Source organism: Parazoarcus communis (genome assembly GCF_003111665.1).
Classification (GTDB): domain Bacteria; phylum Pseudomonadota; class Gammaproteobacteria; order Burkholderiales; family Rhodocyclaceae; genus Parazoarcus; species Parazoarcus communis_B.
This window is the reverse complement of record NZ_CP022188.1, coordinates 386,794-410,216: the sequence shown is the minus strand read 5'-3', so window position 1 is coordinate 410,216 and position 23,423 is coordinate 386,794. Positions and strand designations below refer to the sequence as shown.

The 23,423-nt window shown below is 60.9% G+C and carries 19 protein-coding genes; 7 read left to right on the top strand and 12 right to left on the bottom strand.

From position 1 onward, the window contains the following. Positions 1-115: 115 nt before the first annotated feature. The 6 genes from CEW87_RS01855 to CEW87_RS01830 all read left to right on the top strand — a co-directional run bounded on the left by CEW87_RS01855 (position 116) and on the right by CEW87_RS01830 (position 7,943). Complete coding sequence (locus tag CEW87_RS01855) at positions 116-883, top strand: 3',5'-cyclic-nucleotide phosphodiesterase (protein WP_108971212.1); 768 nt, start codon at positions 116-118, stop codon at positions 881-883. Between the two features lie 64 nt (positions 884-947). Continuing rightward, positions 948-3,299, top strand: coding sequence for a GspE/PulE family protein (locus tag CEW87_RS01850; RefSeq protein WP_108971211.1), 2,352 nt, complete (start codon positions 948-950; stop codon positions 3,297-3,299). Positions 3,300-3,380: 81 nt separating this feature from the next. After that, entirely contained in the window at positions 3,381-4,076 is a 696-nt protein-coding gene (gene rpe / locus CEW87_RS01845) for a ribulose-phosphate 3-epimerase (RefSeq protein WP_108971210.1), read from the top strand. Then, positions 4,073-4,750, top strand: a complete 678-nt coding sequence (locus CEW87_RS01840; protein WP_108971209.1) for a phosphoglycolate phosphatase — start codon at positions 4,073-4,075, stop codon at positions 4,748-4,750. The genes rpe and CEW87_RS01840 overlap by 4 nt, the downstream gene beginning before the upstream one ends. Before the next feature lie 242 nt (positions 4,751-4,992). Beyond that, positions 4,993-6,465 (top strand): anthranilate synthase component I, encoded by a 1,473-nt coding sequence (gene trpE / locus CEW87_RS01835; protein WP_108971208.1) that lies wholly within the window; start codon positions 4,993-4,995, stop codon positions 6,463-6,465. A 197-nt stretch (positions 6,466-6,662) separates the two neighbouring features. Continuing rightward, the gene (locus tag CEW87_RS01830; protein WP_003060765.1) at positions 6,663-7,943 is read left to right on the top strand and encodes a tyrosine-type recombinase/integrase; all 1,281 of its coding nucleotides are present in this window, start codon (positions 6,663-6,665) and stop codon (positions 7,941-7,943) included. An 83-nt stretch (positions 7,944-8,026) separates the two neighbouring features. Here CEW87_RS01830 and CEW87_RS01825 read toward each other — a convergent pair whose 3' ends face one another. Next, positions 8,027-8,674, bottom strand: coding sequence for a substrate-binding domain-containing protein (locus CEW87_RS01825; protein ID WP_020307796.1), 648 nt, complete (start codon positions 8,672-8,674; stop codon positions 8,027-8,029). Positions 8,675-8,780: 106 nt separating this feature from the next. On the opposite strand from CEW87_RS01825, the gene CEW87_RS01820 reads away from it, so the two are divergent. Further along, complete coding sequence (locus CEW87_RS01820; RefSeq protein WP_003050003.1) at positions 8,781-9,074, top strand: helix-turn-helix domain-containing protein; 294 nt, start codon at positions 8,781-8,783, stop codon at positions 9,072-9,074. A gap of 18 nt (positions 9,075-9,092) precedes the next feature. Here CEW87_RS01820 and CEW87_RS01815 read toward each other — a convergent pair whose 3' ends face one another. From CEW87_RS01815 to CEW87_RS01765, 11 genes are all read right to left on the bottom strand, one after another. Beyond that, positions 9,093-9,983 (bottom strand): LysR family transcriptional regulator, encoded by an 891-nt coding sequence (locus tag CEW87_RS01815; RefSeq protein WP_003050005.1) that lies wholly within the window; start codon positions 9,981-9,983, stop codon positions 9,093-9,095. A 187-nt stretch (positions 9,984-10,170) separates the two neighbouring features. After that, positions 10,171-11,688: a thymidine phosphorylase family protein gene (locus CEW87_RS01810; RefSeq protein WP_020307800.1), complete on the bottom strand. Its 1,518-nt coding sequence runs from the start codon at positions 11,686-11,688 to the stop codon at positions 10,171-10,173. Continuing rightward, complete coding sequence (locus CEW87_RS01805; protein WP_020307801.1) at positions 11,685-13,043, bottom strand: MBL fold metallo-hydrolase RNA specificity domain-containing protein; 1,359 nt, start codon at positions 13,041-13,043, stop codon at positions 11,685-11,687. The genes CEW87_RS01810 and CEW87_RS01805 overlap by 4 nt, the downstream gene beginning before the upstream one ends. Positions 13,044-13,126: 83 nt before the next feature. Then, positions 13,127-15,457, bottom strand: a complete 2,331-nt coding sequence (locus CEW87_RS01800; protein WP_020307802.1) for a D-xylulose 5-phosphate/D-fructose 6-phosphate phosphoketolase — start codon at positions 15,455-15,457, stop codon at positions 13,127-13,129. 38 nt (positions 15,458-15,495) lie between these two features. Further along, positions 15,496-16,392 (bottom strand): ribose-phosphate pyrophosphokinase, encoded by an 897-nt coding sequence (locus CEW87_RS01795; protein WP_003050021.1) that lies wholly within the window; start codon positions 16,390-16,392, stop codon positions 15,496-15,498. 203 nt (positions 16,393-16,595) lie between these two features. Continuing rightward, positions 16,596-17,669, bottom strand: coding sequence for a lipid A deacylase LpxR family protein (locus tag CEW87_RS01790; RefSeq protein ID WP_018715726.1), 1,074 nt, complete (start codon positions 17,667-17,669; stop codon positions 16,596-16,598). Then, complete coding sequence (locus tag CEW87_RS01785; RefSeq protein WP_018715727.1) at positions 17,666-18,160, bottom strand: universal stress protein; 495 nt, start codon at positions 18,158-18,160, stop codon at positions 17,666-17,668. The genes CEW87_RS01790 and CEW87_RS01785 overlap by 4 nt, the downstream gene beginning before the upstream one ends. 87 nt (positions 18,161-18,247) lie before the next feature. Continuing rightward, positions 18,248-19,999: a PHA/PHB synthase family protein gene (locus CEW87_RS01780; protein ID WP_020307805.1), complete on the bottom strand. Its 1,752-nt coding sequence runs from the start codon at positions 19,997-19,999 to the stop codon at positions 18,248-18,250. Between the two features lie 143 nt (positions 20,000-20,142). Beyond that, complete coding sequence (gltS, locus tag CEW87_RS01775; RefSeq protein WP_003050035.1) at positions 20,143-21,348, bottom strand: sodium/glutamate symporter; 1,206 nt, start codon at positions 21,346-21,348, stop codon at positions 20,143-20,145. Beyond that, a complete protein-coding gene (locus CEW87_RS01770) occupies positions 21,345-22,583 on the bottom strand; it encodes an acetate/propionate family kinase (protein WP_003050037.1) in 1,239 nt (412 codons plus the stop codon). The genes gltS and CEW87_RS01770 overlap by 4 nt, the downstream gene beginning before the upstream one ends. Before the next feature lie 79 nt (positions 22,584-22,662). Continuing rightward, positions 22,663-23,415 carry an SDR family NAD(P)-dependent oxidoreductase gene (locus CEW87_RS01765; protein ID WP_003050039.1) on the bottom strand — a complete coding sequence of 251 codons (753 nt, stop codon included), beginning with the start codon at positions 23,413-23,415 and terminating at the stop codon, positions 22,663-22,665. Between the last annotated feature and the right edge of the window lie 8 nt (positions 23,416-23,423).

Genomic DNA, 23,423 nt, shown 5'->3' with positions numbered 1-23,423 from the left:
CATGCCGTGATTTTTGCCATATGCCCTCCGCTTGTCGCCTGCTAAGGTTTGGCATGATCCAGGGGGTGGCGAGGCCAATTGGTGCAATGCTCGTAAGTCCGGGTAAGAACTTTTGATGAAACTTCAGGTGCTTGGCTGCAGCGGCGGAATTGGCGGCGAGACTGCGCGGACGACCGCCTTTCTCGTCGACGACGACATCCTGGTCGATTGCGGGACCGGTGTGGGCGATCTTGAGCTCGATGCGTTGCGCAAGATCGATCATATCTTCATCACGCATTCGCATCTCGATCACATCGCGTCGATTCCCCTGCTGGTGGATTCGGTGGGTGAGGAGCGTGGTTATCCGATCACGGTTTATGCCACCCCGGAAACCTTGCGTATCCTGCGTTCGCATATCTTCAACTGGCTGATCTGGCCAGACTTCACCTCCATTCCCGACCGCCATCGACCGTTCCTGCGCTTTCAGCCGCTCAAGGTGGGCGAGTCGGTGCATCTGGGAACGCGTACCATCACCGCACTGCCAGCGCACCACACGGTGCCCGCGGTCGCATATGCCCTGGACAGCGGCGACGCGCAGCTGCTCTATTCGGGCGACACGGCGTATTGTCCGGAGCTGATCGAGGCGATCAACGCACTCCCCGCGCTGCGGCACATGATCATCGAGACCGCGTTTTCCGACGAGCAGCGCGGTCTGGCGATGGCCTCGAGACATCTGTGTCCGAGCATGCTCGTCGCCATGCTCGAGGAGCTGTCGGTTTCACCCGAGGTCTTCATCAGCCATCTGAAGCCCGGGCAGGGGGGGCGCATCATGGCGCAGATCGAGGCGGGGCAGGGGCGCCTGCAACCTAAGCCACTCGTTCAGGGGCAGATACTCGAGTTCTGAACCACAGATTCTCCGGCAGGCCGGTAGAATGGGGACGCATCAACACACACGCAGACGTCCACTGATGAGTACAAAGCTTTCGGCTTCCAGCGAAGTTGCACGTCGCCTGGCCTTTTTCAAGGGCTTGCAGGCAATCACCAACCGCGTTCATGCCACGCATGATATCGATGAGATCATCCTGGAACTGTCGAAAGAGATCTGTCAGCTTTTCGATGCGGCACGACTTTCGATCTATGCGGTGGATGGGTCGGGCGAGTCCATTTCGACCAAGGTGAAGACGGGGCTGCATTCGGTACAGAACATCCGTTTGCCGATTGCCGAGAACAGCATTGCCGGATTTGTCGCGCTGACCGGGCAGACGGTCAATATTGCTGATGTGTACGATACGGCTGCACTGAAGGCCATCTCTCCCGAGTTGCAGTTTCGGCATGAAGTCGACGACACCACGGGTTTTCGCGCGAGGGAGATGCTGGCCGCCGCGATCAACGATCCGGAAAGCGGTGCGCGTCGGGGCGTGATCCAGTTGATCAACCATAATTCGGAGGGGCCGTTCTCGGCCATTGCGGAGGAAGGGTTGCTCGGTCTGACGCAGACACTGGGCGTGGCGTTCTCGCGCCATATCTCGGCGCCACCGGCACAACTGCGTTCGCGTTTCGATGCGTTGGTTGCAGATGGCCTGATCACTGCCGAAGAGTTGGCCGAGGTGACCCGTGACGCTCGCGACAGTGGCGCACCGGTCGAGCCCCTGCTCATCGGCACGCTTGACCTCTCCCATGCAGAGATCGGTGCTGCTGCCTCGCGCTTCTACGGGGTGCCGTACGAAGCGTTCAACGCCGATCGCGTGAAGCCGATCGACCTCTTGCGCAACCTCAAGCGCGAGTATGTGCAGCAGAACCATTGGCTGCCGCTGGAGGAGACCACCGAAGGTGTGGTGATCATGGCGGTCGATCCGGAGCAGATCCGGAGCTCACGGATTGCACACAACGTGTTCCCGAAGAAGCGGCTGGCCTTCAGGGTGACCACCCGCGACGAGTTCGAGCGCACGGTCAACCAGTTCTTCGAGCCGTCGCTGGACGCGAGCTCTGTCGATGACCTGCTGTCCGATCTCGACGAGGAAAGCGACGACGGGATTTTTTCCGATGATGTGAACGCTGCGGCAGACAACGAACTGGTCAAGCTCGTCAACAAGATCATCATCGATGCCTACAAGCAGGGCGCCTCCGACATCCACGTCGAGCCGCGGCCGGGCAAGGAGAAGACCCAGATCCGCTTCCGCAAGGACGGAACGCTGGTGCCTTATATCGAGGTGCCGGCGAGCTATCGTAATCCGCTCGTTACCCGTATCAAGATCATGTGCGACCTCGACATCTCCGAGCGTCGCAAGCCGCAGGACGGCAAGATCAAGTTCCGCAAGTACGCGCCGCTCGACATCGAGTTGCGTGTGGCCACCATTCCGACCGCAGGTGGCCTCGAGGATGTGGTGATGCGGGTGCTGGCCAACAGCGAGCCGATTCCGCTCGACGAACTCGGCCTCACCCCCGCAAACCTGGAAATGCTCAAGGGCGCGGTGGCCAAGCCCTACGGAATCTTCTTCGTGTGCGGTCCGACCGGATCGGGCAAGACGACCACGCTGCACTCCATTCTGGGGCATATCAACACGCCGGACACCAAGATCTGGACTGCGGAGGATCCCGTCGAAATCACCCAGAAAGGTCTGCGCCAGGTTCAGGTCAATCGCAAGGCAGGGCTCGACTTCGCGACCATGATGCGGGCCTTCCTGCGTGCCGATCCGGACGTGATCATGGTGGGTGAGATGCGGGACGAGGAAACCGTCTCGGTGGGTATCGAGGCGTCGCTTACGGGCCACCTCGTGTTCTCCACGCTGCACACCAACAGCGCGCCGGAATCCGTCGTTCGTCTGCTCGACATGGGCATGGACCCGTTCAACTTCTCCGACGCCCTGCTTGGCGTGCTGGCGCAGCGGCTGACCAAACGCCTGTGCAAGCACTGCAAGGAAGCGTACGAACCGGACGAGACCGAGATCGGGCTCCTGCTCGAAGAGTACTGTGCCGACATGCACTCGACGCCCGCATTCATTGCCGATCCGGAAGCGGCCCGACAGGCGGTCCTGGCGCACTGGCGAACCGCCTATGCGAATGAAAAAGGCAAGTTCACCCTGTACCGCCCGGTAGGGTGTGTCGAATGCACCCAGGGCTACAAGGGACGGCTCGGTCTGCACGAACTGATGCTCGGTTCGGATCGAATCAAGCAGATGATTCAGGAGCGTGCGCGCGTTGCGGAGTTGCTCGGTGCGGCCTTGTCCGAGGGGATGCGTACCCTGCGCCAGGACGGTCTCGAGAAGATCCTGGCGGGCATTACCGACCTCAAGCAGGTGCGCAAGGTCTGCGTGCGCTGACCGTTTCCGACCGACGGCGCCGGCACGATCATGCCGGCGCCGGTTAGAATCCGGGCTTCGATCCCTTTCCGGAGTCCGCCAATGTTCCGCATCGCCCCCAGTCTGCTGTCCGCCAACTTCGCCAAACTGGGCGAGGAAGTGAACAATGTGGTTGCTGCCGGCGCCGACTGGATTCATTTCGACGTGATGGACAACCATTACGTGCCCAACCTCACCATTGGTCCGCTGGTGTGTGAGGCGATCAGGCCGGTGACCACGGCGCCGATCGACGTGCACCTGATGGTGCGGCCGGTCGACCGGATCATTCCGGACTTTGCCAAGGCCGGCGCCAACATCATCACCTTTCACCCCGAGGCCTCCGAGCACATCGACCGCAGCCTGGGCCTGATTCGTGACTCGGGCTGTCAGGCCGGGTTGGTGTTCAATCCAGCCACGCCGCTGCACTACCTCGATCATGTCATGGACAAGATCGACGTCGTGTTGCTGATGAGCGTCAACCCGGGCTTCGGCGGGCAGAAGTTCATCCCCGAAACGCTCAACAAGCTGCGTGCGGCGCGTGCGCGACTTGATGCCTATGAGGCCGAGACGGGACGCCACATCCTGCTCGAGATCGACGGTGGCGTGAAAACCGACAACATCGCCGAGATCGCTCGCGCGGGTGCAGATACCTTTGTCGCCGGTTCTGCGGTATTCGGCGCAGGCAAGGACGCCGATGCCCATCGCTACGACTCGATCATCGGCAGCCTGCGCGCGGAACTGGCGACGGTGGCCGCATGAGCGGCCCGAGATTTTCGCCCCGGGCGGTGCTGTTTGATCTTGATGGCACCTTGCTCGACACCATTGGCGATCTTGCCGAGGCGGCCAACCTCATGCTGGCCGAACTCTCCCGGCCGGCGCGGAGCCAGGACGAGATCCACAGCTTTGTCGGCAAGGGACTGCCCAATCTCGTGCGTCGCTGCATGACCGAGGATGCGCAGGCGACCGAGGCGGAGATCGAGACGGCCATCTCCGTATTCCGGCAGCACTATGCGCTGGTCAATGGGCGCACGACGCGCATCTACCCCGGTGTCACCGAGGTGCTGGATGCCTTGCGCGCGAGCCGGTTCAAGCTTGCCGTCGTGACCAACAAGGCGGGTGACTTCACTCTGCCGCTGCTCGAACGCATGGGGCTCAGTGCGTACTTCGACGTGGTCGTGAGCGGCGACACGCTGCCGGTGAAGAAGCCCGACCCCGCAGTGCTGCATCATGCCTGCGAGTTGCTGCAGGTCGAGGCGGCGGAGGCCTTGATGATCGGTGACTCGCAGAACGATGCGCTCGCTGCCCGTGGCGCAGGGATGCCGGTGCTGCTGGTGACCTATGGATATAGCGAAGGCATGCCGGTGGACAGTATCGAATGCGATGGGCTACTATCGAACGCAATTCATGTGCTGGATCACATCGACCGCTCATGAATCTCTTCGCCCCGTCAGTCATCTCCACTACAGATCGAATCGTGACGCACGCAAACAGGGTTTCGCCCTCCGCTCCGGCCTTTGCTCTCAGCCTCCAGCCTTCGTGGCGGACCGGCTGGCGTTGGCCTGTGGGCCACAAATAACGCGAACCCTTTGCGGGTCGCCGCTTGCCCCGACAGGGGAAAGCCCGCCGCCCGCCTGCAGTGCCCGTCCGAATAAAAACCGTTCCAAGTGGAGCTCCCATGCTCGAACAAGAATTCAACGCCCTGGCCTCCGAGGGCTATAACCGCATTCCGGTTACGCTCGAAACCTTTGCCGATCTCGACACCCCGCTGTCGATCTACCTGAAGCTCGCCAACGAGTCCTACACCTACCTGCTGGAGTCGGTGCAGGGCGGTGAGCGTTTTGGGCGCTACTCCTTCATCGGTCTGTCGTCGCCGACGCGTATCGAGGTCTACGGTCGCTCGGCCTTGCTGCTGACCGGAAACCGTCTCGTCGAGAGACGCGATTACGGTGATCCGCTCAATTTCGTTGCCGAGTTCATGAACCGCATCAAGGTGCCGCCGCGTGAGCATCTGCCGCGGTTTGCCGGTGGCCTGGTCGGCTGTTTCGGTTATGACACCGTGCGCTACATTGAGCCCAAACTGTCGAAAACGGAGAAGAAGGACACGCTCGGTACGCCGGACATCCTGCTTCTGCTGTCGGAAGAAATTGCGATCGTCGACAACCTCACTGGCAAGCTCACCCTCGTGGTGTATGCCGAGCCCGAGGTGCCCGGTGCATACAAGCGTGCGCAAAAGCGCCTGCAGGATCTGCTTGGCCGGCTGCGTGCGCCGGTGCAGATCCCGACCGAAACCCGTGCGGCCTCGGCCCCGGCAGAGTCAAGTTTCGGTGAGGATGCGTTCAAGGACGCGGTGCGCAGAGCCAAACAGTACATCGTCGACGGCGACATCATGCAGGTGGTGTTGTCGCAGCGCATGAGCAAGCCGTTTGCCGCACACCCGATGGCGCTGTACCGGGCAATCCGTTCGCTGAACCCCTCGCCCTACATGTTCTATTTCAACCTCGAGGATTTCCATGTTGTCGGGTCTTCGCCCGAAATCCTGGTTCGGCTCGAGGATGAAAACGTCACCGTTCGGCCGATCGCCGGCACGCGCAGGCGCGGCGCTACCGTGGCAGAGGATCTGGCGCTGGAAAAGGATCTGCTGTCGGACGAGAAGGAGTGCGCAGAGCATCTGCAGCTGCTCGACCTGGGCCGCAATGACGCGGGTCGGGTGTCGGAAACCGGTACCGTGCGGGTGACCGAGCAATTCAACGTCGAACGCTATTCGCACGTGATGCACATCGTGTCGAACGTCGAGAGCAAACTCAAGGAAGGGCTCAACGCGCTGGCCGTGCTGCGTGCAACCTTCCCCGCCGGGACGGTGTCCGGGGCTCCGAAGGTGAGGGCGATGGAAATCATCGACGAGCTCGAGCCGGTCAAGCGTGGCATCTACGCCGGCGCTGTGGGTTACGTCGGTTTCCATGGCGACATGGATCTGGCAATCGCGATCCGCACTGCGGTGATCAAGGATGGGCAGATTCACGTGCAGGCGGGTGCGGGCATCGTTGCCGATTCCGACCCCGAAGCCGAATGGCAGGAAACCCACAGCAAGGCCCGTGCGATGCTGCGGGCGGCAGAGATGGCCGAAGGCGGCCTGGATACTCAAGGCTGACAAGGACGACTGACATGCTGCTGATGATCGATAACTACGATTGAGGTCTACTGGCGTCTATCAACCTCCATGGAACAACTCTAAGTCTATGTTTTTAAAGGGTTGATCGTCCATCGAGCGATTCTGAAAGCTGGACAAATCCAGTGCTCATGTGTGTAATGGAGTGTGTAACGGGCCAAACTGGAGGCGTTATACACATGGCACTCACAGCACTCAATCTTCTCTCGGCGCGCAAAGTGGAAACGGCGCAGCCCAGGCCCAAGGTGTACCAACTCCGGGACGGAGGCAGCCTCTTTTTGCGCGTTCAGCCCAACGGCTCCAAGCTCTGGTGGTACCGCTACCGGCTGGGCGGCGCTGAACAGGTGTACTCAATCGGGGTGTACCCAAAGGTCACGCTGGAGGCAGCCCGTGCGGAACGGGACCGGGCAAAGGCGTTGGTCAAGAAGGGCCTCGACCCCATCGTGGAGAAAAAGGCGGCGATCGCCCTCCAGGCCGACACATACGAACGCACGTTCGAGACCGTTGCTCGGGAGTGGATCGTCAGCAATGCTCACTGGAGCGAGTACTACACCAACCAGGTCACCAGCTACCTTGAGAAGGATGTTTTCCCCCGGATTGGCAAGTTGCCGATCAGCAGCATCAGGGCTCCACATCTGCGCCCCATCATCAAGGATGTGGCGGCTCGTGGCGCGAAGACTGTGGCGATCCTCATCCGCCAGTGGTGTGGGCAAATCTTCAGTTATGCGGCTGCCCAAGGTCTCTGCGAATACGATCCTGCCGCCTTGCTCAAGGGACTGGTCAAGCGCCCTCAGGTCCGCCACAACCCTCCGTTGACATGGGCAGAGATCCCGGACTTTCTCAATCGTGTGGACAACGAAGGGGGTTACCAGACGACAGTCCTCGCCCTCAAGCTGATGGCTTTGACCTACGTGCGCACCGTAGAACTGCGCAAGGCCTCCTGGGAAGAGTTCGACCTGGACAACGCCATGTGGTCGATTCCGTCCGAGCGCATGAAGATGCGACGCCCCCATCTGGTTCCCCTGTCACGGCAGGCGGTGGCCGCTCTTAGGGAACTACATGCTCTAACTGGCGGCGGCAAAGTATTGTTCCCGAGCTACAGAAAGCCGGGACAAGTGATGTCGGCAACGACGCTCAATCAAGCACTCAAGCGCATGGGTTATGGCGGACGGTTTTCGTCCCATGGCTTCCGCTCGACCGCAACGACGATCCTTGGACTGTTGGGATATCCGGAGAAGCGGGTCGATCTTCAACTCGCTCATTCCAAAAAGAGCAAGGACTCATCGCGCGCGCCCTACGATCACACGAAGTTTGTGGAGTCCCGCAAGGTAATCATGCAGGACTGGGCTGACATCCTTGACTCATTGCAGGCAGGGAAACCCGTTGAAGGGGTCACGAAGGCGTTTGGCCCCATGTCGAAGCGTAGAACGGCGCTGCTCCGTGTCATAGAGCGCGAGTGATGTCTGCTGCTTGGCGAGTGGAATGCCTAATGCACGTGTAGCACCTTGAACTGAAGACGCAGAACGAGGACATTGGCACTCGACTAGGTTGGAGCATTCTTGGCGACCTGCAGTGCTCTGCGCTCGAACCGCTCTGAAACAACGTCGGCTTGTCCGCAGGGCCGCTGCAGGTGGGTCACGATCTCGTAGGGTCCGTCAGACAGCGGCCGTGTGTGAATGCCCCATCCCTGCGCATGCTCAATGCGCGATTGCGCGGATACCCCGACGCCGTAGCCGGCAGCGACCCATAGCGCGATCATCTCGAAGGAAGAGACACGCTGAATGTTCTGTTGACTCACCGCGGGAAGAGAAGGCAGCCGCTGATCCAGCAAAGGGCAATTCTCTGCAGGCCAGCGAAAGACGGAGTAGTCCAACAGTTCGGCGATCGTGAGCTTCGCCTGGTCAAGTAAGGGAAAGCGCAACGGCATGGCGACGGCCATGTTCTCGGTCCATAGAGGTTGGCTTTTCAGCGACGGATCGCTCGATCCTTCAAGCGTCATGCCCGCGTCGTAGCGGCCTTCCCGAAGTCCCGCAATCAAATCATCGGCTGTGACCTCATGAAACGAAATGGTGACTTCCGGCTCTTCCGCACGCTGCAACGCAAGCAATGCCGAAAGATGCGATGACGGTACGCCAGGCGCTATGGCAAGCCTGAAATTGGAAAAGGAAAACTGGCTGGTGGCGTCGTGCATGAGAGCCCCCACAAAGCGATCGGATCAAAAAGGCGAGCCACCATGATAGCCAAAAGAGATATCTTTAACGTGGTTAAATTCGGTCGATTGATCGACGCTTCTGGTGATGCAGAAGCGCAGCGTTCAACCGGGCCGCCCCCCTGGCACAACCACCTATGAAGCCGAGCCGGCACTGGCCTTCGGCCAAGCGGTGCGTGCTGCCCGCTTGGCGCAGGGAGTCGCTCAGGATGAATTCGCGTCCATGGCTGGTATAGCTCGCTCGCATATGGGCAAGATCGAGCGTGGGGAGCACATGCCCACGCTCGCATTGATACTGAAAATCTCCGCTGCCCTCAGCATAAGTGCGGCAGAGCTGATGAGTGCAACGGAACGCAATCTTCGTGCCGATGCCCAATCTTAAGTGGTGCGGTCCGTTGCGTCAGTCGCTCGAAGGGTCCCGGAGGCGGTCGATAAATCGCACCAGCGAAGCCGATGAGTTGCTGCTTTCGAGTCGAAGCAGGTAGGTGGTGATCACGGCTGTATCCAGCGCCAATGGACGGATCACCACGTCCGGTCGCTGGCTGACCGGAATCTTGGTCGCCGTCATGAAGCCCACGCCGTAGCCGGCACCGACCAAGGTGAGCATCATGTCCAGCGAGGAAACCTCCTCAACGACATTCAGTTTGTGTTCCTGGGTCTGCAGGAGGCGCGCCAACTCGCGGCAGTAGCCTTCGCACACCTGGGGATCGCACAGGACAAGAGGATGCCCCCGGAGTTCATGGAGTGGAACCTCCTTGTGGACGAGCAGTGCGTGCCGGGCTGGCAAGGCGACCACCAGCGGGTCCTGCCAGATAGGTTCGGCGACGATGCCATCACCGACGTCGGCGGTATGAGCGAATCCGATGCAGAAGTCGCCCGAGCGCAGGCCGCGCAACTGCTCGGCCAAAGGCACTTCGGACATCCGTATCTCGATCTCGGGTTCTTCGGCACGGCAACGGGCTAGAAACGCCGACAGCCGGGGATCGAGCGCGCCGTCGGATACGGCGATGCGCAGGCTGCCTCGCAAGCCCGCCGCGACAGCCTTGACGTTCTCGCGGGCCTGCTCCAGGACGGTGAATAGCCGGCGAGTGTCCTGCAGGAACACGGCACCCGCAGCGGTCAGTCGGGTGCCCCGGCGGTCCCGGTCGAAGAGCACAGCGCCTAACTCGTCCTCAAGCTCCTTGATGGCGCGGGACAGAGGAGGTTGCTCAATGTGAAGACGCTCAGCCGCCCGTGTGAAATGAAGTTCTTCGGCCAAAACGATAAAGCAACGCAGGTGCCGCAGTTCCATGAGCAATGTTCCTATTCAGGCGCTGACGACCTCCTTCTGTTTGCTCCACGCGATGCAGGTTGAAAACTTCTTTTAAGCGATGTTTTTTCATATGTTCTTGAGCATGAGATGTAGGCGTTCAACTTTTCCAAACGAGAGGCCGGGCTGTGTTTGACCGAGCATTCAAGAGCCCTGTTTATCCACGGCGCTAAGGTTCAATCTTTACAATGTCCCCAATGCCTTGTACGTATGCGAGTGCATAGGCCATCTCTCCAGAGGTTTGCGCATGCAAAAACATCAATGGTTGTCCGCGTGTTATCTCGTCACCTAAGCGCACCTGCAATTGAATCCCTGCGGCTGGACTCTCAGGCGCACCGGCCAATTTGGCTAAACGAGAAAGCTTACGGTTGTCGATGTGTACTGCTCGGCCTGAAGTGGTTGCCAAAAGCGGTTCGACATAGAGAGCTTGGGGCGGCTCACGAAATCCCCCCTGAGCCGCGCAGATTCTCTGAAATTTTTCCCACGCGCGGCCACTGCTGATCGTCTCATGAGCCAACCGAAGTCCCTCCCCTTCTTTGGCGACGCCGCCAAGCTCAAGCACCGCGCCCGCCACCAACGCCACGCGGTCACATAGGTCTTGCGGCGCATCCGCCTCGTTGCGCAATACGGCCAACACGTCGCGCGCCTCCAACGCCGGGCCGATACCTCTGCCGACAGGCTGATTCCCGTCTGTAAACAGGCAACGCAATACAAGGCCAAATGACGCGGCGACTTCCGAAAGGTGATGCGCAAGATGCTCGGCAGTTTCCCGGCTGCGGACTTTTGCGGTTGGCCCAACCGGAATATCGATCACGATGTGGGTCGCCCCTGCTGCAATCTTCTTGGATAACACCGAGGCAATCAGTTGTCCTTGCGTGTCGATATCCAGTTCACGCTCAATACGCACGAAGATGTCGTCCGCGGGGCTGAGGTGCATCGCGCCGCCCCACGCCACGCATCCACCCTCTTTCTCCACGACCTTTCTGAGCGTATCCAGGTCCAGGTCTACAGGAGCCAGCGTTTCCATGGTGTCCGCGGTGCCAGCGGGAGAGGTGATGGCGCGTGATGAGGTCTTGGGCATCACCAATCCATTGGCTGCGGCGATGGCAACCACCAACGGCGTGGTGCGATTTCCCGGTAATCCGCCCACGCAATGCTTGTCCACAACAATCGGAGCCTGCCATTGCAGGTGATCCCCGACATCGACCATCGCACGGGTGAGATGGATGGTCTCTTGCATATCCAGAGGCAGTACCGCCGTTGCGGTCAGGAAGGCCGAAAGTGCGACATCGGTATAGCGACCATCGACCACATCACGGACGATCGCCTGCAACTCCGTCGTTTGCAGTCGGTGGCCGTGAATTCGCGCACGCACGGCCGACAACGATTCGAGCAGCGGAGGATGCCGAACCTGCACAAGATCGCCCTCATGAATGTCCAGGGCATCCCAGGCGGCCTCGGACAGAGCGATCTGTCCGGTTTTGAGCAGATCGCTGTCGATTTGGTACAGTAGCGCTTGCACAGTGCGGTCGCCGGCAATGATCAGTACCTGTGACCGCGGTGCCAGCCCTTCGGCACGGCAGACATGGCAATCGGTACGCATCAAGACGACGGGTTGATGCTGGGCATGCAGTCGCATGCGCAATGCTTGCAAGGCGGGTGTCTGGGGCGTGATGCGGGCACTCACAGGGCGAACTCCTGGTTTTGCATGGGCACCGATGCGTGCCAATTGAGTTCGCGCTGGATACGTTCGCGCAGCGCCTCAGAGGCATCAGATTCACCGTGAACAATGAACACTCTTTCCGGCGCCTTGGTAAAGCCGCGCAGCCATCGCATCAGCTCATCGCTGTCGGCATGAGCCGACAACATCGCAAGCTCGGCGACCTCTGCCTTGATCGGCATCCAGCGTCCATGGATCTTGACTTCGCGAGCGCCCTCAAGCAGCTTGCGCCCGCGCGTACCTGCTGCTTGGAATCCAGAGAACAGCAGCGTGTTCTGATGGCTACCGCCAAACGCTTCTATGTGATGCAGCACGCGGCCGCCGGTGGCCATGCCGCTGGCGGAAATAATCACCTTGGGGTATCGATTCGCCGATAGCGCCTTGGACTCTTCAACGTCGCGCACGTATGTGACTTCTGAGAATGCCGTCTCGAAATCGTGTTGAGCGAGCTTGTGGTCGTCGGCATGGCGGTGCAGCAGCGCAGTTGCGCTGGTGGCCATGGGACTGTCCAGATAGACGGGCACGTTGCGGAGCCGACCGCGCTGTCGCAACAGCCATAGGTCATAGATCAACGACTGCGCGCGTCCTACGGCAAAAGCGGGAATCACTACGGTGCCTCCGCGGCGAGTCGTACGCTCGATGATGTCGCCTAGCGCTTCGACGGCATCGGAACGGTCATGATGACGATTGCCATAGGTGGACTCGATGATGATGTAGTCCGCTTCCGTGACGGGTTCAGGATCAGGCATGACCGCATCGTCATAGCGGCCCAGGTCGCCGGAGAACACCAAACGCTTGCCGCCGATGTCGATCTGCGCCGTCGCCGCTCCAAGAATGTGGCCGGCCCTGCGTAGAACCAGGCGTGCACCGCCCGGCAATACCGTCTCCTGATGCAGTGGCACGGGCTTGAACTGCAAGAGCGTGCGTTCGGCATCTCGGACCCGATACAGGGCAAGGGCTGGCTTGTGCTTGGAAAATCCCTTCCGGTTGGCGAACTCGGCATCCTTCTCCTGCAACCAAGCACTGTCGAGCAGGATGAGTTCGGCGACGTCCCGTGTGGCTGGCGTCGAGAAAATCTTCCCGCGGAACCCGTTCAGCACCAATCGGGGGAGATATCCACAATGATCCAGGTGCGCGTGCGTCAGTACAACCGCATCGATGTCCTTGGACTCAACGACAAGATGCTGCCAGTTCAGCTCGCGCAGGTTCTTCAGTCCTTGGAAAAGTCCGCAGTCGATCAGGATGCGGGTACTGCCATATGTGATCAGGTGTTTGGAGCCGGTGACGGTACCGGCACCGCCCAGGCTGGTCAGTGAGAGCATGAAGTTGTCTCCTCGCTTGTTGGTGGGTTGTGAAATCAGGAGCTGGCGCGGTCACTGCGGACCGTGTCAGAACCACTTGAAATTCACGCGTCGGTCGCGGCAGCAGCAGCCTGCGAACTGTTCCAGCCGGTCACTTGCGCAGCGGCATAGATGGCATCCACCCAGGTGCATCGATTGGCGATCAGCATTCCAGCCACATCGAGGGTGCCGCCGTGGTTGATGTAGCCCAAAGCCCGCGTCTTCGAAGGGCCGCTGTCAATGCGGCGAAGCACGCCCAGCATCGGCTCAGGGCGGGTATGGCTTATCAACACGCGCGGCAGGTGAGGCGGGAAGAGCGCTTGCAGGGATTCGTCACCGAGCACGAAGGCGGCCTCAAGTTCGTCTCGCGGAATGCGTAGACGGCCGGGCTCGACCACCACGGTGATGCACGACGCAAGCCCATGGTGCTCCAGGCGGGCATGGGCTTTGAGCGCTTCCTCCAACTGGTAGGCGCCAATCGCTACGAATTGCAGTTGTGCGGTGGACGGATCGCCGGCTACATGGGCTGCTCCATGCTCGATCAGCGATTGAGCCGCGGCGGCACTGAAGTGATTCGGCGTGTCGCGCTTGGAGACCACCACACAAGCCACTTGGCCGCGGCTGGCGTAGACCGCTCGCAACGCGGCGCACGCCGTGTTTTCATCCACCGGGAACAACACGCGTGCGGTGTCCGACATCTCCCCCAGCAATGCTTCGCCAATGGTCGGGTCCTGGTGTGACTGCTCGTTCTTGCTGTTCTCCCAGGTGTGGGATGTGACGATCAGCGGGACGGAGATCCAGCCTGGCGGCTGGCCCAGCTCCTTCTGCCGACGCGCGAAGATGATCTCCTGGCGCATCAATCCAAGCATCTTGACCGCGAATGCCTCGTAGCTGACGATCAGGTTCAGCCCCCCTTTGTTGGCGAGGGCGGCGGCCGCAACGGCTTCTTCATTGAGTGCGGTGACCACCGAGCCATCCGTCGATTCCGGGACGCCGGGTTCGGGCACGTTGACGCGGTGCTTGAGCAGCGCCAGAGTGGCCCCCATCTTGTTGCTGGCCAGTTCGTCGGGATTGCCGATCCGGATGCGCAACTGTGGATTTGCCTGCACCAGCTCCACGAACCAACGGTCCAGTGCGGACATGGCGCTGCCCGATACCTCCGTTGGCGCCCAGGCCGGCATCGGCAGATGAGGGCTCGCTGGATGGCGTAGGGCCATGGGGTGCTCGCTTTCGCGCGAGCGCTGGCTCTGGCCGTGATTCGCAAGGACGGTGAGCGCGTTTTCCAGTTCGCTCTCGGGCACGAACAGCGCCGCAGCCCCTGCGTTGAAGGCCTCGCGTGCCTGCGCATCCTCGCGCGGATTGCCGTTCAGCGGCAGGTTGTGGGCGGCATTGGTCGCCGCGCCCGGGAAGCCAAAACCTTTCTCCGTCTCGGCGATCACGTAGGGCAGCTTGACCGGATAGCGCCGATCCGAGCGTGCGGCGAAGGCGCTCAGCGTGTCTTCGGCTTCAACAATGGCCCATGCGATCGCCATCGGATCACGTCCATCAACGATGACGGGATCGAAGCCGTTGTGGCGCAGATCTTCGGCCAGCCAGGTAGCGCCACCTTCCTGCACGATCTGGGTGCGCTGCTCGATGCGCCGTCCGTTGAGAATCATGACCGGGATGGCGAAGCCGCAGTCCTCGGCGCGCCACCAGCGCGGCGCCCAGTCCGAGCCACGGTGTTCCTCGAAAGCGCCATCACTGAGGAATGCCACCAGGCTTTCTCCCGGCAACGGCGTGTGCACATACTGCAGCCCGGCGAACCCCAGATAGCCGCCTTCGGAGATCGCGCCGGCCGTGTTCGGCCCGGCATGGCTACCCAGCGGTACCGCGGGCCGACCCTGCTTATCGATGGCATAGGAGTAGAAGTCCGCGATCAAACGCGACAGGCCCGCCTCGCTGCGGTCGTAGCGTCCACGCTGGGCGGCGGATACATCGCCGGTCAGTGCGTTCACCGCCTCGATCGCGGCCACGCAGTGCCCCTGCCCCATGAGCCAGCCGCGTGTCGTCCCGGTCAGCGCGTTGGCCAACAGATAACCCACGAAGGCTGGCACCATGTTGAGCGAGCCGCCGGTGTGGCCTTCGGGCGTTTGTTTGAAATCATCGGAGCCCAGTGGGCAGCCGCTTCGGTCGATGCGCCGGGCATAGGTCATATGCGCCACTACGCTCATGGCCGTGCAGGCCACCCGGTCGGCTGCAGCCAGCAGCGCATGGGCCGAGGCTTCGTCTGCTATACGCCTTTGCGCGACCAGACGTTGCACTAGGGCCTGCATACGTTCGATGGTTTCAGACCTGTGCGCGATGGGCCCGTAACCAGCACGCCAATCGGTTGCGAGGTTAGCTTGAGAGGACATTTCAGGTCTCCTTGAAAATAGTTGGATCGATAAAAAGATCAGCCTCGCGGATCGGTTTTCCCGCTAGAGAGAGCGTCGGCAATCAGCGAAGCGAGACCAATCCGGTTGCTCGGATGCGGTACTGCGTCGGTGGACGTAATTCGGGCAAACAACGGTGTCAATTGGGCCCAGGCATCCTCGGCGAACAGGGCATGCACCACTACGCACTCCGGCTTGCGCATTCCTTGCTCGGCGAGCTTGCGCGCCGCGACGGCGAGCGTGCGGCCTGATGATGCGATGTCGTCCACAAGCACCGGCGTTCTGCCGCGCCAGATCGACAGGTCGGGAACATCGATGTCCACGCTGCGATCGCCATGGCGTGTCTTGCGAAGCACAGCGTGCGGTACGCCGATGCGGGACGCGATGGCGCCGGCCCACTGCTCGCTTTCCTCGTCGGGGCCCACGATCAAAGGTTCTTCGACATGATTCGCGATCCAGTCGGCCAGCAGTGGTGCGGCATGCAAGGTGATGGTGGGGATCGTGTAGACCGCTGATAGTGTCGGATAGCGGTGCAGATGCGGATCCACCGTGAGCAGCTTGTCGAAGGTCGATGAGACCAGACGTGCGAAGGACCGCGACGTCACGCTTTCTCCGTCATGGAATCGCTTGTCCTGGCGCATGTAGGCCAGATACGGTGCGATCAGGTTCACCTCTTGCGCGCCAAGTTCGCGCGCCGCGTCAGCGGCAAAAGCCAGAAGCAGGAACTGCGGATCAGGATGGGCCAGCGTGCAAATCACATCCACGATCCGATCGGCAGGTTCGCCATGCAACCGGACATAGCTCTCGCCATCGGGGAATCGGCGCGTTTCGATGCGGCCGGCTTCGCTGCCGCATGCCTGCGCGATGCCGCGGGCCAGATCTTCATTGCCGGGTAGGGCCAGGGTGAGTCGTTGCATCCATTTATCTCCTTATTTGTTGTCCTTGGTCTCTTATCGAGCGCGGGTGCCTTATCGTTCAGCTCGCTGTGTTCACCTTGCCAACTGGCTAATGACGACGGCATTGGCAGTACTGCGTCGACGTGGTAGCTCCACAAGCAACCAGGCTCTTGTCATGAACAGCAACAGAGTGGCTTGCATGGCGTTCAAGGAATCGATCTGCATCAGAATCGCCGTCCTACGGTGATCGTTCCGTAGACCGGGATTTCCTTTTGTCCACGAAATTCGCGGGTGCGGTGGTAGCGGGCTATCGCGATGCGCCAGTTGCCCTGAGTCATCGCGATGCCATAGCCCACATCGGCCACGAATGGCCGTTTATCAACACTATGACTGGACTTGAACGTATTGCCGTCCAACGTGATGTCGTGCAAAACCCAGCGACCGTCGAGTGCCACGAACAGGTGCCCGTTCCAGTTGCTGCCAGCGGTCTTACGCACGGGCGAGGTGTTTTCTCCAGCCGGGCGCAGCGGTGCGGTGCCTAAGTCGTCCGGCAGGCGTAGGCCATAGCGCAGTTCTCCGCCGACATTCGCGTAGGTGGCGAAATTGCCCAAGCTGCCGCCCCAGTGGCGGGTCAGATCCCAACCCCAACCGCTGACGTTTTCTTGCCTGATGACTCGTGTTCGGCGTTCGTGGAGCAACTGCAGCACGGGTTCGTCGCGCAGTTGATGTCTCCAGCCATTGAATCTGTCCACTCCGACGGTGTCATGCCACCAGTTCTGGACTTGCCTGGCCTGGGAGGAGGGCCCCACCACCCCCACGCGGAGTTGCGAAGTGCGCAGCGTATCGCCCCGCCTCGCGTTATAGCCAAGGCTCAACATCAAGGCGCCCGCGAAAGGACGATCATCCTTGATGAGATCGCTGCGCGTTTTGTCGTTCGGGGTGTACATCATCTGCCCGAAGCCGATGGTCATGTTCTGTTCGTCGAAGCCTTGGGGTTGGAGCATCGTGAGAAAGCGATTCAGCCCACGGACGAGACGCGGTAGACAAGGGTCATCGCTATAGTCCACGAGGTTGGGGGAAACCCAACTGGCGAGAAACCCGTTGGAGTACCCTTGGTCTTGTCCAATGCCGCCGAACATGTCGTTGTCGATCCGCAGATTGAGCGTTCCCGTTGAGCGCAGCGGGTTGTCCTGGTGGCAGGACTGGGCCTGTGCGGAGGCGCTCAGCAATAGCAGCAGCAAGGGGGCTGCGACTTTCAGCCTCCATTCAGTTTGGTCGGTGGACTGAACCTTCGTCACGCTGGCGTGCCACCCTGCCCAGGGGTTGCAGTCGCAATGACCGATTGGGGCTGGCGCACCAGCATCACCGGAACTGGTGCGATGCGAGCGAGCTGCTCTGCATCGCTTCCCATCAGCAGCCTGTCCACGCCCCGGCGTCCGTGAGTACCCAACACCACCAACTCGCATTGAGTGGTCAGTGCCTGCTGAGCGATGAGCACCGAGACGCGCTCGCCCTTGCTTTCCAGAAGGACGGTCTCAACCGCCAGGCCTTCCTGCCTCAGCCGCAGCGCCGCCTCGTCCAGCAGCTTCTGCCCGGCCGCCAGGAAGCCCGGCCTCACTTCTTCAATATAGATCCTCGGCCTCTCGAAGCCGTTGCTGTGCTTCATCTCCTCGATGACGTGCAGCAAGACGATGGTTGCGCCATTCAGGCGTGCCAGCACCGCAGCGTGGTGGAGCGCCAAATCGGCAGTAGGACTTCCGTCGAGCGGAACCAGGATTCTTGAGTACATGAATGTCTCCAGTTATCAGAGTAGAACGGGATGACGAACAGATATTGCGTATACCGTGTCGCAATAGCGGACGCGGGATACGCTTATTCAGTTGCGTACATATTCCCCTGGGGCGTCGCAAACAGTGGGGTATCCACTGGATTCAGCACCTATGAGCGGAGGCGCAACAACATCACCGGAACGCTCTCGCAGCCACGCCGACCATGCGGGCCACCAGGAATCCGGATGCGTCTGCATCGTCGCTTGCCACTCATCCGGCGCCATGTATCCATCACCGGCCGCGCGGGTATGGATTTGATATTGGCGGTTACCTCGGCCGGGCTCGCTCACGATGCCGCCGTTGTGTCCTCCAGTGGTCAGCACGAAAGTCAGCTCGGCCGAAGACAGGAGATGCAGCTTGTAAACCGAGCGCCAAGGCGCAATATGATCCGAGGCAGTGCCGACGCAAAACACCGGTACAGCGATGTCTCCCACTGAAACGGGGCGACCCGTGACGGGATAACGCCCCGCGCTGAGATCGTTATTCAGGTAAAGGCGTCGGAGATACTGCGAATGCATCTTCGCGGGGAGGCGAGTCCCATCGGCATTCCAAGCCATCAGGTCGGTCATTGCCCGGCGATCGCCCAATAGGTATTCGTCAATCATGCGAGACCATATGAGATCGTAGGAACGCAGTAGCTGAAAAGCTCCGCTCATCTGGTCGGAGGTCAAATAACCGGTTTGAGCCATGCTGGCTTCCAACAGCGCCACTTGACTCTCGTTGATGAAAAGACTCAGCTCGCCCGGTTCGCTGAAGTCCGTCTGTGCGGCAAGCAGGCTTACCGACACCAGCCGCGTATCGCCATCACGCGCCATGGCTGAAGCACCAATGGCCAGTAGCGTTCCGCCCAGGCAATAACCAGCCGCGTGGACTCCATGCCCGGGGACGACGGAAGTCACAGCGTCCAGCGCTGCATGCAGGCCGAACTCCAGGTACTCATCCATGCCCAAATCTCGATCCTCAGCATCCGGATTTCTCCAGGAGATGCAAAAAACCGTATGCCCTTGCGCAACCAGATACCGTATCAGCGAGTTATGCGGTGACAGATCCAGTACGTAGTACTTCATGATCCAGGCAGGAATGATCAGGATCGGTTCGGGATGGACTTTCTCGGTAGTGGGCGTGTACTGAATCAGTTCGATCAGTCGATTTCTCAGAACGACTTTTCCTTCCGTGACCGCTACGTCGCGCCCAACGACGAAGTTCTCCGTTCCCGCGGGAGGCTGGCCGGATAGTTGCCGACGCAAGTCGTCGAGAAAGTTGGACGTCCCCCGCGCTAGATTGGCGCCTTGCTCTGCGATGGTTCTTTTCAGGACAACGGGGTTGAAAACCGCAGCGTTGGCGGGCGAAAGCATTTCCAGCCACTGTTTGGCGCCAAACGCCAGCAGGCGTTGGTGTTTCGGATCCACTCCCCACACCCCCTGCGTGGCCTGCTCCCACCATTTGGTCTGATTGACGAATGAACTGCGGAAAAGGTCGTAGGGCCATTGATCCCATGCAGGATCGTTGAAGCGGCGGTCATTGACAGGTGACCGGTCAGGAGCGGTGGCTCCCCGGTCCGGGTTGGCCGGATTCTTCTTCAATACGGCCATCCATTGCTCGGACAGGGAGGCTGCAAACGCCAAAAGCTCGGCTTGCTTGCCAGGACTGTTTGCTAAATGGCTCGCCCAGTCCACCCACGCGAGCAACGATGTCTCCGGCGAAATAGACGACCAAGCCTGTGCCCAAGCGACATGGGCATCCCCATCCAACTTCGGATTGATGGCTGAGTCGATATTGCCGTTCTTTTTATTCGTCAAAGCGTATTACCTCTATTTCTGCACAAGTAGAAAGAGCCCCTTGCTTGAAAACGGGAGTCGATTGCGATTTCCTGGGCGACGACGCCTCGCCAGCGCGTCAGCGATGTATCCATCTGCCAGCTCGCTCCGCTGTTTCGCTTCGCCTAACCGGCCATCAGGCTGATTACCAGTGCGTTCGCAATATCGATGACGAACCCACATACCAAGGGCACCACAATGAACGCCTCGCGTGCCGCACCATGCTCCCGAGTCACCGCCGTCATGTTGGCGATGGCAGTGGCGGTAGATCCCAGCGCAATACCGCCGAAACCCGCGCACACCACGGCGGCTTGGTAATCCTTGCCCATTGCCCGAAAAACAATCAGCAAAACGAATGCGATGACCAAGGCAATCTGCACCAGCATCGCCGCCGTGATGAAGGCGAGCACGGGCTGCAGTTCCCAGAGCCTGAGTCCCATCAGCGCCATGGTCAGAAACAGGCCCAATGACATGTCGGAAACCAGGGCGATGCCTGGCTGCATGCTCGGCCAGTTCCATAAACGTCCGCGCCCACTTGGCCTCATCCAGTCGGCCGCCATGCGCAGGAGAATTCCGGCCAGCAGGCAGCCCACAAAGGCGGGCAGCGTGACGGCGGTACGCGCGACCAAGGCATTGATTCCGTATCCCAACATCAAGGCGAAGTTGAGCCAGAGCAATGCCAGCAGCAGGCCGTAGTAGTCCAGGCGGGCATGCTGCTCATCCCTGTGCAGCGTGCCAATTTCCAGGGCGCTGTCCCCAGAGGCTTGAAGCCGATGCCTACGCATGAGCAAGCTTGCGACTGGGCCCCCGATGGTGCAGGCCGCGATCAGGCCGATCATGTTCGCTGCCAATCCCAGTTCCTGCGCTTGCGCAATGCCGAGGTTGTGAACGAAGTGATCGGACCAGGCCAAGGTGGTGCCCACGCCTCCTGTCAGGGAAATCGATCCCACCATCAGCCCGGTGCGCGGATCCAGGCCGAAGGCGCGTGCCATCTCCATCCCGGCCAGGTTCTGCAGCACCATGAACCCGATGGCCAACCCCGACAGGATCAGCAAGGGCCGTCCACCATGGCGCAGCGTGCGGGCGTCGGTACCCAGGCCAATGGCCGCAAAGAAGTACAGCAGCAGCGCGTCACGCGCTTCGAGATCGAAACTGATGACGATCCCCGCACCGTAGTACAGGGCGAAGACAACCAGGGCGCAGGCCAAGCCGCCCACCAGGGATTCCGGGATGCTGTATCGACGCAAGATGCCCCAACGCGCAACCAAGCCCTTGCCCACGAACAACAGCAGGATGGCGAGCGTGAATCCATGGAAGGCATCGATCGTCATCGCGCCTTCTCCCTGTCCAGGCAGGACAGCGCATGGCTGGCGGCTATCCACTCTTCGTTGGTGGGCTCGACCGCCACGGTGACCTGACTGTGATCGCTGGAAATCTTCGCCGCGTGGCTGGCGTTGGCATCGGTATCCAAGGCAATGCCCAAAAAGCCCAGCGCCGCACAGATGCGCTCGCGAATGAACGCATTGTGTTCACCGACACCCGCCGTGAACACCAGCATGTCCAGGCCACCCAGCACGGCGACCAAGGCCCCGATCTCGCGTACGATGCGGCGCACGTAAAGGGCCAGTGCCAAGCGCGCTCGCTCCCCCGTTTCGCCTGCATCGTTCTCGTGTCCGACAATGACGCGCGGCTCGGCCGAGATTCCCGAAACGCCGAGCAGGCCGGACTCGTGATAGAGGACGCGCCCCACTTGCTCCAGTGAGAGCTTCTCGATTTCCATCAGGTAGAGCACCGCACCCGGATCGAGCGCGCCGGTGCGGGTGCCCATCATCAGGCCGTCAAGCGCGGAGAAGCCCATGGTGGTGGCCGCGCTTTTGAGTCCACGCATGGCGCACAGACTGGCGCCACTGCCCAGATGGGCAACGACGGTGCGACCGCGCGCGGCGTCGCCATGGCGTTCGGGCAAGGCCACTGCCATGTACTCATACGACAGGCCGTGAAACCCGTACCGACGCAGACCGCGCTCCCATGCGGCATAGGGCAACGGCAGGACCTTCTCGACCTGGGGCAAAGTGTGGTGGAAGGCCGTGTCGAAGCAGGCCATCTGTGGCAGATCTGGCTGCTCCCGCAGCAGGATCTCCACGGCTTCGAGCGCGAATGGCTGGTGCAGCGGGGCCAGAGGAATGTAGCCCTTGAGGTCGGCCAGGACATTCGCGTCCACGCGCACGGGCATGAAGTATTTACTGCCGCCGTGGACGATACGATGGGCGACCGCACCGATCCGGCGGCCGTCGAGCCGCCGGCTGACACGATCGCGGATGAGGCGCAGTGCGGCGCGATACGGATGTGCCGTGTCCAGTTCGATCGAGAACGGCGCAACTCCGGTCTCTCCGAAATCCGGGTTGGCGCCGCCGATTCCCTGCACCTTGCCATTCCACAATGCCTGACGCGGCAGTGGCGCGGCCGAGGAATCGAACACCGCAAACTTGATGCTGGATGAACCGCAGTTCAGCACAAGGATCAGTCCGTGTTCGCGGCGCCCGGAGCGGGCCATGGTGACGTCCATCAGGTCGTCCTCTCTGCGCGCCGTCCGCGCGACTTCGCCGAGGTGTGCGGGGGTGTCTGCTGTCTCATCGTCTTCAGACTCAGCGCGCCGTGTAGCCGCCATCGGCGATGAGCTGGGTGCCCACAAGGAAGCTGCTTCCTTCCGACAGCAAAAACGCCACGGCATGGGCGATTTCGTCCGGTGTACCCAGGCGACCGATCGGATGCAGGCCAACGGCCTCTTGGAGGGCCGATTCATCCAGGAAATCCAGGATGGGCGTACGCACGTAACCGGGATGAATCGAATTGATCCGGATTCCCTTGGACGCATAGGCCAGTCCTGCCGAGCGGGTCAGCCCGGTCACGCCATGTTTGGCTGCGACGTACGCAGGGTTCGCTGCGTCGCCCACCACCCCCAGGATGGAGGAGACGTTGACGATGGCGCCGCCTCCCGAGCGCAGGATGGCGGGAATCTGATGGCGCAGGCCATAGAACACGCCGTTCAGGTTGACATCGATCACCCGGCGCCAGGCGGCAGGGTCCAGTTCTCCCGCCGGGCTCTGGTCGCCACCGATACCGGCGTTGTTGACGGCAAAATGAAGGTCGCCGAACGTATCGACCGCGCAGGCCACGGCAGCCTGGACCTCATCGATGCATGCCACGTCGGCCACGTTGGCCACGGCGTGGCCGCCCTCGGCGTTGATGAGGCTGGTGACGCGCTGCGCATTGTCGGCGCTGACATCGGAGACGACGACATTCAGGCCGTTGCTTGCAAGCAGCCGGGCAATGGCCTCGCCAATGCCAGACCCTGCACCGGTGACCAGGGCTACGCGGCCAGAGAATGAGTACTGCATGGTGTTTC

Excerpts from the sequence above, each read along its gene's own strand:
- CEW87_RS01855 (WP_108971212.1), top strand. The coding sequence starts at position 116 with ATGAAACTTCAGGTGCTTGGCTGCAGCGGCGGAATTGGCGGCGAGACT.
- CEW87_RS01850 (WP_108971211.1), top strand. The coding sequence starts at position 948 with ATGAGTACAAAGCTTTCGGCTTCCAGCGAAGTTGCACGTCGCCTGGCC.
- rpe (WP_108971210.1), top strand. The coding sequence starts at position 3,381 with ATGTTCCGCATCGCCCCCAGTCTGCTGTCCGCCAACTTCGCCAAACTG.
- CEW87_RS01840 (WP_108971209.1), top strand. The coding sequence starts at position 4,073 with ATGAGCGGCCCGAGATTTTCGCCCCGGGCGGTGCTGTTTGATCTTGAT.
- trpE (WP_108971208.1), top strand. The coding sequence starts at position 4,993 with ATGCTCGAACAAGAATTCAACGCCCTGGCCTCCGAGGGCTATAACCGC.
- CEW87_RS01830 (WP_003060765.1), top strand. The coding sequence starts at position 6,663 with ATGGCACTCACAGCACTCAATCTTCTCTCGGCGCGCAAAGTGGAAACG.
- CEW87_RS01825 (WP_020307796.1), bottom strand. The coding sequence starts at position 8,674 with ATGCACGACGCCACCAGCCAGTTTTCCTTTTCCAATTTCAGGCTTGCC.
- CEW87_RS01820 (WP_003050003.1), top strand. The coding sequence starts at position 8,781 with ATGCAGAAGCGCAGCGTTCAACCGGGCCGCCCCCCTGGCACAACCACC.
- CEW87_RS01815 (WP_003050005.1), bottom strand. The coding sequence starts at position 9,983 with ATGGAACTGCGGCACCTGCGTTGCTTTATCGTTTTGGCCGAAGAACTT.
- CEW87_RS01805 (WP_020307801.1), bottom strand. The coding sequence starts at position 13,043 with ATGCTCTCACTGACCAGCCTGGGCGGTGCCGGTACCGTCACCGGCTCC.
- CEW87_RS01800 (WP_020307802.1), bottom strand. The coding sequence starts at position 15,457 with ATGTCCTCTCAAGCTAACCTCGCAACCGATTGGCGTGCTGGTTACGGG.
- CEW87_RS01795 (WP_003050021.1), bottom strand. The coding sequence starts at position 16,392 with ATGCAACGACTCACCCTGGCCCTACCCGGCAATGAAGATCTGGCCCGC.
- CEW87_RS01785 (WP_018715727.1), bottom strand. The coding sequence starts at position 18,160 with ATGTACTCAAGAATCCTGGTTCCGCTCGACGGAAGTCCTACTGCCGAT.
- gltS (WP_003050035.1), bottom strand. The coding sequence starts at position 21,348 with ATGACGATCGATGCCTTCCATGGATTCACGCTCGCCATCCTGCTGTTG.
- CEW87_RS01770 (WP_003050037.1), bottom strand. The coding sequence starts at position 22,583 with ATGGACGTCACCATGGCCCGCTCCGGGCGCCGCGAACACGGACTGATC.
- CEW87_RS01765 (WP_003050039.1), bottom strand. The coding sequence starts at position 23,415 with ATGCAGTACTCATTCTCTGGCCGCGTAGCCCTGGTCACCGGTGCAGGG.